Here is a 7629-nt window from a genome sequence, read left to right as displayed (position 1 = left end):
TGACGATTCTTCTCTTTCGAGAAGGTTCGTATTTTTTGTGAACATTTGATAATTTAAGTAATCAGTGACCGAGGTCACTGGCACCTTCATCAAACGCCCACACTTATCGACTGTTGATTGTTAAAGAACTTCGAATTCTGTCTTGCCGCTTGTTCGACGAAGCGTTGTGTTCGTCAGCGGCAGAGGAACGAGATTATGCAGTGTTTCGCGATCTTCGTCAATCCTGTTTTTGCTTCGTCGCAGATATTTCTGCTGAGCTTGTCATCGTAACCACTTGATTACGTTAACGATTTCCTGCCCGTTCCGAAGCGGAGGCGCACTATAGCAAATGCGCAGGTGTCAGCGCAAGGGGTCGACAGCGTTCGCAGACAACTGCTGTGCGTCTTGCAAGGGCGGCGCTCCGAACAAGCGGCGGTACTCGCGGCTGAACTGGGACGGGCTCTCATAGCCGACCCTGAATGCAACGCTCGCAGCCTCGGCGTTTCCGCTCATCAGCATGGTTCTCGCCTCCAGCAGCCTGAGCTGTTTCTGGTACTGGAGCGGGCTCATCATCGTGGCCGCCTTGAAGCGGCGATGCAGGACCGAAGCACTGAGATGGACCTGCTTCGCCAGCTCGGCGATCTTCAATGGCGCGTCGTAGTGCTCCCGAATCCACGAGATCGCACGCGCGACAGCATGCTCGTGTTGGCCGCCGAGGACGCCCCGACTCAGCGTGGCGCCCCCGGGGGCGCTCACCAGGTGATACAGGATTTCCTGTTTCAGTAAGCGCCCGAGCACCGGCAGGTCCGCCGGCCGATCCAGCAGACGGAGTAGACGCAGGAAAGCCTCCAGCAAGGCCTCCCCGGCCGGCTCGACGGTCACCGCCGGCGCGTCCTCCTGCCCAGGCGGTATCGGGATCTGCATCTCGAGCATGAAGGCGGCGATCTCTTTGGGATCGAGATCGATGCGCACCCCGTAGTATGGTCTGTCCTCGCTCGCGTCCACGATCTGGCCGGACACCGGAATGGTCACGCCCGCCTGCACATAACTACCGGCCGCATAGCGCAGCACGCGATCGCCGACCAACATCTCCTTCTCGCCTTGCACCATCAGGCACACCGACGGCTGCAGCATCCCGCGTCCTACCGGGGTCGCCGCACGGCGACGCACCAGCCCAAGCCAAGGCAAGGCGGTGGCAAGATCGTCCTTGTCGTGGGCCGACGCGGCGAACTGGCGGCGCACGACCTGCAGGAGCTCCGCCATGAGGATAGGCTCAGAGGGATTGTTCATAACCTAGCAATGCCTTGGGTTCCAGATAGGTTTCGAAGCCGAAGATGCCGAACTCGCGCCCGAGGCCGGATTGCTTGAATCCGCCGAACGGCGCCAATGGCTCATCATACAGCCCGTTGATGAAGACGCGCCCGGCCTGGATGCGTCGCGCGACGCGGTTTGCGCGCGCCACATCGCCGCTGAACACGTACGCGTGCAGACCGTAGACCGTGTCGTTGGCCAGCGCGATCGCCTCCTCCTCGTCCTCATAGGCGATCACGGACAGTACCGGTCCGAAGATCTCTTCGCGCGCAATCGTCATGTCGTTGCGGACCATGCCGAATACCGTCGGCTTGACGAAATAGCCCGCCCCCAGATGTTCCGGTCGCCCTGGTCCGCCCGTCAGCAGCTGGGCGCCCTCTTCCAGGCCCTTGCGAATGTAGGCCTGCACGCGCTCGTACTGGGTGCGCGTGACCATCGGCCCGATGTGGGTCTCGGGGTCGCGCGGGTCGCCCACGCGGAAGGACTCGAAGGCGGCGACGATCAGCGCATGCGCTTCGTCGATCCGCGCGCGCGGCACCAGGAGGCGCGTGCCCGCCAGGCAGGCCTGGCCGCTGTTCATCGTGGCCGCGGCCGCCGCGAAGGGCATCGCTTTCGCGAAATCGGCGTCGTCCAGCAGGATGGTCGGCGACTTGCCGCCCAGTTCGAGGGTCACGCGCTTCATGGTGTCGGCCGCGCCGCGCATGATGGTCTTGCCGACCGCGGTGGAGCCGGTGAAGGAGATCTTGGCCACGTCCGGGTGGCGGGTGAATTCGGCGCCGACGGTATCGCCGCGTCCGGTCACGATGTTGAAGAGACCGGGCGGCAGGTCGGCGCGGTCCAGGATGCGCGTCAGCAGCGCGGTCTGGCGCGCACTCAGTTCGCTGGGCTTGATCACCGCCGTGCTGCCCGATGCGATCGCCATCGACAGCTTGCTGCAGATGAAGCCGTAGTTCGCATTCCACGGCGTGATCAGCCCCGCTACGCCGAGGGGCTCCATGCGCACCCGGGCGCTGGCGATCTGGCGCTCGAACTGGTAATCCGCCAGCAGGGCGCGGGCGGAAGCGAAGGACGCGGCGGCGCGCCTGGCGGTCGGGCGCGAGAAGCGCACCGGCCCGCCGTACTCCTCGATCATCTGCGCGGTCAGCTCGTCTTCCGCGGCGGCGACCACCTCATGCAGGCGCTGCAGCCAGGCCATGCGCTCCTCGCGCGTGGCGCCCGAGAGGGCTTGGTAAGCGGCTTTCGCCGCCGCGATGGCGCGCCGGGCGTCCACCTCGTCGGCCAGGCGCACGCGGGCCGCTTCCTGTTCCGTCACCGGGTCGATCAGGGTCATCAGCTCGGTGCCGTGCGGGGTCTCGAAACGCCCGTTGATGTAGATAGTGTCGATGTTCTGCATGGATCTCTCCGGTCGATGTAGAGATTCCATGGTACGAGCGCGCGCCCCAGGAGCGGTATGAGGATCCTGCCGAACGATTGCCTGATCCTGCCGATCTCCGGCGGGATTGGGCAAGGCCAGGATGACAGCATTGTCATGTTCGCGTCATGCTCTGGACAGGGCGCGCTCCTTAAGCTGGTCTCCATCGCAGCCCTCGTGCTGCATGACGACCTCGAAAGGAAAGCCATGAAAGCCCTGCCCCTGCTGTTCTCCCTCACCCTCGCCGCCTGCGCCCATGCCGCCGACAACCCCGCCGCCGACTACGGCACTCCTGCCGCCGCGACCAGCTCGGCGCGCCAGGTGGACATCAAGCCCGGCACCCGCAACGTCAACGTGTACGACGGCGAAACGGTGCAGTTCGTCGTGGACGGAAAACGCATCGGCTGGAATTTCAACACCCGTACGCGCGAAGCGGTGCTGGACCTGAACACCATCGCGCCTGAGCTCGTGCAGCAAGGCGCGGTGCGCGTGTGGGTGCTGCCCAACCCGATCTACTTCCCCGGATGAGCGCCATGCGCACACTCGCTCTTGCTCTCGTCTTCGCCAGCGGCGCCGCCCTGGCGCAGACCGGACACGAACACGGACACGGACATGGCAATCCACCGGGCGTGCCGCCGCCGCACTTTGAAGCGGTCAGCTCCAAGTCCTTCGCCACGCTGATGGCCGACGCCATGGCGGTGATGGACGAGGGCATGCGCCGCGCTCCGATGAACGGACGCGCCGAGCACGATTTCATCACCATGATGATCCCCCACCACCAGGGCGCGATCGACATGGCCAAGGCCGTGCTGCTGCATACGCAGGACCCGGCGCTGCGCAACCTGGCGCTCGGCATCATCGCGGAGCAGCAGAACGAGATCAACCTGATGCGCGCCTGGCTGGCGCAGCACAGCCAAACGAAAGGACAGCCATGACTGCACTGAAGCGCATCGCCGCGGGTCTCGCCGCGGCAGGGGCCAGCTGGTGCGCGGTCGCCGCGCCGGCGCCCACCGACCGTGTGTACACGGCGGACCAGAACACCAACACCGTGTCGGTGTTCGATCCTTCGGCCAACCGCCTGCTCGGCCAGATCCGGCTCGGCAACCGTCGGCCGGACGTGCTCTCGCCGCTGTACAAGGGTGAGATCAACGTGCATGGCCTGGGCTTTTCGCCCGACCGCAAGACCCTGCTGGTGGTGTCGAACGGCTCGAATTCGGCGATCTTCATCGATACCGCGACCAATACGGTAAAGGGCAAGACCTATATCGGCCGTTCGCCGCACGAAGGTTTCTTCACTGCGGACGGCAAGGAAGCGTGGGTGGTCGTGCGTGGAGAGGACTATATCTCGGTGATCGATCCGGTGAGCTTCCGGGAGAAGCGCCGCATCCAGACCGCGCCCGGACCGGGCATGGTGCAGTTCCACCCGGACGGCAAGCTGGCCTTCGTGGTGTCGAGCTTTACGCCGGAGCTGGACGTCATCGACGTCAAGAGCCACCGCGTGATCAAGCGCATACCGGTGGTCAGCCCGTTCTCGCCCTTCCTGCAGTTCACGCCCGACCATCGCGAAGTGTGGATGACCCACAAGGACGTGGGCAAGGTCACGCGCATCGATACCCGCAGCCTCGAGGTGGCGGGGGTGATCGATACCGGCTTCATCACCAATCACCTGGCGTTCGCGAAGGTCGGCGGTGAGGTGCTGGCCTACGTGACGGTGGGCGGAGAGAACGCGGTCGAGGTGTTCAGCACCGGCAAGGAGGCGCGCCTGCTGACGACCATCCCGACCGGGGCCCTGCCCCACGGGATCTGGGCCTCGGGCGACGGAAGCCGGATGTACGTGGGACTGGAGAACGGCGACGGCGTGGAAGTCATCGATACCGCCACCAACACGACGATCGCCCGCATGGGCGGCGGTCAGGCGCCCCAGGCGCTGGTCTATTTGCCGGACGTGGCGCCCGCCGGCGCGGCGCCCAACCTGGCGCCGCGCATGAACGAGGATCCGGTCAATGTCCCGCTGCGCGCGGTGCAGGGAACGGGCCGGGGTTTCGTGGTGGCGCGCAACCTGGGCGTCATCGACGCCTTCGAGGTATCGCTGTTCAAGCTCAAGCCGCGCACCCAGTACAACCTGTTCCTGGCAGGCCAGCGCACGCCCACCGCGAGCTTCCTGACCGACGCCGCCGGCGCCGCCAACGGTACCGTGATCGGCCCGGTCAAAAGCTACGGCGGCGCGAATGCGGCTGAGGTTCCCCCAGGACAACGAGTCCTGGTGATGGAGGGGGCGGCCTCGCCCTCCGCGCGGGACGCCGCGCTGGCCGACGCGCCCTGACCAGGAAGTCGGCCGGGCGGACATGGTGGTTGCGCCCGGCCGCATGTCGATATGGCATGCGCAGGGAAATTGTAACGGACGAGTAACAATCGCTTGCAATTGCCTAGCGCACGATCTATATTGGATGCATGAACACGACGACTTCCCCCACCAACGCCACCCCGGCCCTCGACGACCAGCTCTGCTTTGCGCTGTACTCGACGTCCCTGGCCATGATGCGCGTCTACCGCGGCCTGCTGCCCAAGCTTGGCCTGACCTATCCACAATACCTCGTGATGATGGTGTTGTGGGAGCAGGATCAGCTCACCGTTTCCGATATCGGCGAACGCCTGTTCCTTGATTCCGCCACCCTGACTCCCCTGCTCAAGCGCATGGAAGCCCAGGGCCTGGTGCAACGCGCCCGTGCGCGCAGCGACGAGCGGCAAGTCATCATCAGCCTGACCGAACAGGGCAATGCCCTGCGCAAGGAAGCGGCCAGCCTGATGCCGGTGGTCGGCAAGGCCACCAAATGCTCGCTCGACGAAGTGGTCGCCCTGCGCGACCAACTGGTCGGCTTGCGCAAGAACCTGAACGACAGCGCCGGCTGAGCGGCACCGCGTTTTTTACACCGCAATCCGGCGCGGCGTGTTCTTCGCCTCCAGGCGGAACACGCGCACCGCATGCAGCAGCGTCGTCGCCTCGTCCTTCAGGGCGGAGGCCGACGCGGCCGCCTCGTCGACCAGGGCGGCATTCTGTTTCGTCGCATCGTCCATCTGTCCGACCGCCTGGTTCACCCGCTGGATCCCATGATGCTGCGCTTCGCTGGCTGCGGCGATGTCGGCGATGATGCCGCTCACGCGGTGCACGCTGGCGACGATCTCGCTCATCGTGGAGCCGGCTTGCTCGACCAGGCGCGCGCCCTCGTCCACTTTCCCGGCCGATTCTCCAATCAAGGCTGAAATTTCCTTCGCCGCTGCGGCCGAGCGTTGGGCCAGGTTGCGCACCTCGCTCGCGACTACCGCAAAGCCCCGTCCTTGTTCACCAGCGCGTGCGGCTTCGACCGCGGCATTCAGAGCCAGGATGTTGGTCTGGAAGGCGATGCCGTCGATGACGCTGATGATGTCCGAGATTTTGCGCGCCGAAGCGTGGATTTCGTGCATCGTGTGCACCACGTTGCTCACGACTTCTCCCCCTTTGGCCGCGACCTCGCTGGCCGATCCGGCCAGTTGATTGGCGTGGCGCGCATGCGCCGTGTTTTGCTCGACCGCGTCGGTCAGTTCTTTCATCGAGGCCGCGGTACGTCCCAGCGATGCCGCTTGTTGCTCGGTGCGCTCGGACAGGTCGTTGTTGCCAGCGCTGATCTCGTTCGAGGCGTGCGCGATCAGGTCAGTGCCGTTGCGAACTTCGCTGACGATCGCCAGCAGGCTGGCGCGCATGTCGCGCATCGCATGCATGACGCTGGTGTTGTCATCCTTCCGCACGGCGACGTCAACCGTCAGGTCGCCCGCGGCGATGGCGGACGCGATGCGATTGACTTCGCTGGGCTCCCCGCCGAGCTGGGCCAGCAGGTTGCGTGTGATGACGGCGCCTACCACCACGCTCAGTACGAGGGCGGCGAGCGAGACGACCACGATCGTCACCTTGGCAGCGGTGATCGACGTCTCTGCATCGCGGGTGCCTGCATCGACCTCGCTCTGCACATTGCGGATGACCTGGTCGATATCGGCCACGATCTGGCGACGCAGGGGGCTGCATTCCTTCACAAGGAAGGTGGCGTATTCCTCGAGCTGGCCTGCGTCCCGGTACAGGCGCGGGCGGTTCAACTCCGTCGCCATGCGTAACAGGCCCTCACGCATCCTGGCGAACTCCTGATTGCCGGCGAACAGCGGGGACAGTTGCTGCAGTTGCTCGAGGTAAAGGGCCTTTTGCGTATCGAGCAGTGCCAATTCGCGGCTAGCGTCGGCCTCATCCGGAAACACGTAGGCGTTGCGCGCCGCGAGACCCGTCTGGGCAAGCGCTTCGCGCATGGCATACAAGCGTTCGAGCTTGGCGGTGCGGGCGGCGTTTTGTTGTGCCAGCTCGACGCCAACGTTGCCGAGACCACGCCAGGAAAATACTGCCAGCACGGCGATGAGGATACCGACGAGACCGAAGCCAATGCCGAGCTTGGCGCGGGTGCTGAGGGCTGACAGGTTACGCATAGGAAGAGGAAACGATGGAGTTGGCGCGCCGGGCGCAGGCAACTGACGGAATTGACGGCTGCTGAGTTGATTATAGGAAAGTAATCGCCTGGCTAGAGGGCGCTAGACGAATTGCAAGATGTTCTGGACGATAAGCCAGATATTGGTGCGGGAAGAGTTGCGTTTACGCCGATCCCGTTGAATCCGTCAGATCGAGTACGCGATATGGGAGGCACTGGCGCCAGAAAGCAAAAAGCCCGCTCAGATCACTGAGCGGGCTTTTTCATATAACTAGCCTGACGATAACCTACTTTCACACTGGTTGCAGCACTATCATCGGCGCAAAGTCGTTTCACGGTCCTGTTCGGGATGGGAAGGGGTGGGACCGACTTGCTATGGTCATCAGGCATAACTTGTACGAGTCGCAGCGGTTGGCTACGGCTCTG

General features: G+C 64.3%; 7 protein-coding genes and 1 rRNA gene. 4 read left to right on the top strand and 4 right to left on the bottom strand.

The features are described 5' to 3' along the window. Nucleotides 1-339 precede the first annotated feature (339 nt). Nucleotides 340-1242 (bottom strand): AraC family transcriptional regulator, encoded by a 903-nt coding sequence (locus tag B0920_RS25200; protein ID WP_218669416.1) that lies wholly within the window; start codon nt 1240-1242, stop codon nt 340-342. A 10-nt stretch (nt 1243-1252) separates the two neighbouring features. Then, the gene (locus B0920_RS25195) at nt 1253-2683 is read right to left on the bottom strand and encodes an aldehyde dehydrogenase family protein (RefSeq protein WP_078035453.1); all 1431 of its coding nucleotides are present in this window, start codon (nt 2681-2683) and stop codon (nt 1253-1255) included. 225 nt (nt 2684-2908) lie between these two features. On the opposite strand from B0920_RS25195, the gene B0920_RS25190 reads away from it, so the two are divergent. From B0920_RS25190 to B0920_RS25175, 4 genes are all read left to right on the top strand, one after another. After that, nucleotides 2909-3229: a CzcE family metal-binding protein gene (locus B0920_RS25190; protein ID WP_179119294.1), complete on the top strand. Its 321-nt coding sequence runs from the start codon at nt 2909-2911 to the stop codon at nt 3227-3229. A 5-nt stretch (nt 3230-3234) separates the two neighbouring features. Next, nucleotides 3235-3636, top strand: a complete 402-nt coding sequence (locus B0920_RS25185; RefSeq protein ID WP_229456870.1) for a DUF305 domain-containing protein — start codon at nt 3235-3237, stop codon at nt 3634-3636. After that, nucleotides 3633-5024 carry a hypothetical protein gene (locus tag B0920_RS25180; RefSeq protein ID WP_229456869.1) on the top strand — a complete coding sequence of 464 codons (1392 nt, stop codon included), beginning with the start codon at nt 3633-3635 and terminating at the stop codon, nt 5022-5024. Before B0920_RS25185 ends, B0920_RS25180 begins: the two co-directional genes overlap by 4 nt. Nucleotides 5025-5152: 128 nt before the next feature. After that, nucleotides 5153-5611: a MarR family winged helix-turn-helix transcriptional regulator gene (locus B0920_RS25175; protein ID WP_078035450.1), complete on the top strand. Its 459-nt coding sequence runs from the start codon at nt 5153-5155 to the stop codon at nt 5609-5611. 15 nt (nt 5612-5626) lie between these two features. On the opposite strand, the gene B0920_RS25170 is transcribed toward B0920_RS25175, so the two are convergent. Further along, nucleotides 5627-7204, bottom strand: coding sequence for a methyl-accepting chemotaxis protein (locus B0920_RS25170; protein WP_078035449.1), 1578 nt, complete (start codon nt 7202-7204; stop codon nt 5627-5629). A gap of 273 nt (nt 7205-7477) precedes the next feature. After that, nucleotides 7478-7590 (bottom strand): 5S ribosomal RNA (gene rrf, locus B0920_RS25165). Nucleotides 7591-7629 lie beyond the last annotated feature (39 nt).

It is taken from the genome of Massilia sp. KIM (assembly GCF_002007115.1).
In the GTDB taxonomy this organism is placed as follows: domain Bacteria; phylum Pseudomonadota; class Gammaproteobacteria; order Burkholderiales; family Burkholderiaceae_D; genus Telluria.
This window is presented reverse-complemented; position numbering and strand designations above follow the sequence as displayed.

Excerpts from the sequence above, each read along its gene's own strand:
- B0920_RS25170 (WP_078035449.1), bottom strand. The coding sequence starts at position 7,204 with ATGCGTAACCTGTCAGCCCTCAGCACCCGCGCCAAGCTCGGCATTGGC.
- B0920_RS25175 (WP_078035450.1), top strand. The coding sequence starts at position 5,153 with ATGAACACGACGACTTCCCCCACCAACGCCACCCCGGCCCTCGACGAC.
- B0920_RS25195 (WP_078035453.1), bottom strand. The coding sequence starts at position 2,683 with ATGCAGAACATCGACACTATCTACATCAACGGGCGTTTCGAGACCCCG.
- B0920_RS25180 (WP_229456869.1), top strand. The coding sequence starts at position 3,633 with ATGACTGCACTGAAGCGCATCGCCGCGGGTCTCGCCGCGGCAGGGGCC.
- B0920_RS25190 (WP_179119294.1), top strand. The coding sequence starts at position 2,909 with ATGAAAGCCCTGCCCCTGCTGTTCTCCCTCACCCTCGCCGCCTGCGCC.
- B0920_RS25200 (WP_218669416.1), bottom strand. The coding sequence starts at position 1,242 with ATGGCGGAGCTCCTGCAGGTCGTGCGCCGCCAGTTCGCCGCGTCGGCC.
- B0920_RS25185 (WP_229456870.1), top strand. The coding sequence starts at position 3,235 with ATGCGCACACTCGCTCTTGCTCTCGTCTTCGCCAGCGGCGCCGCCCTG.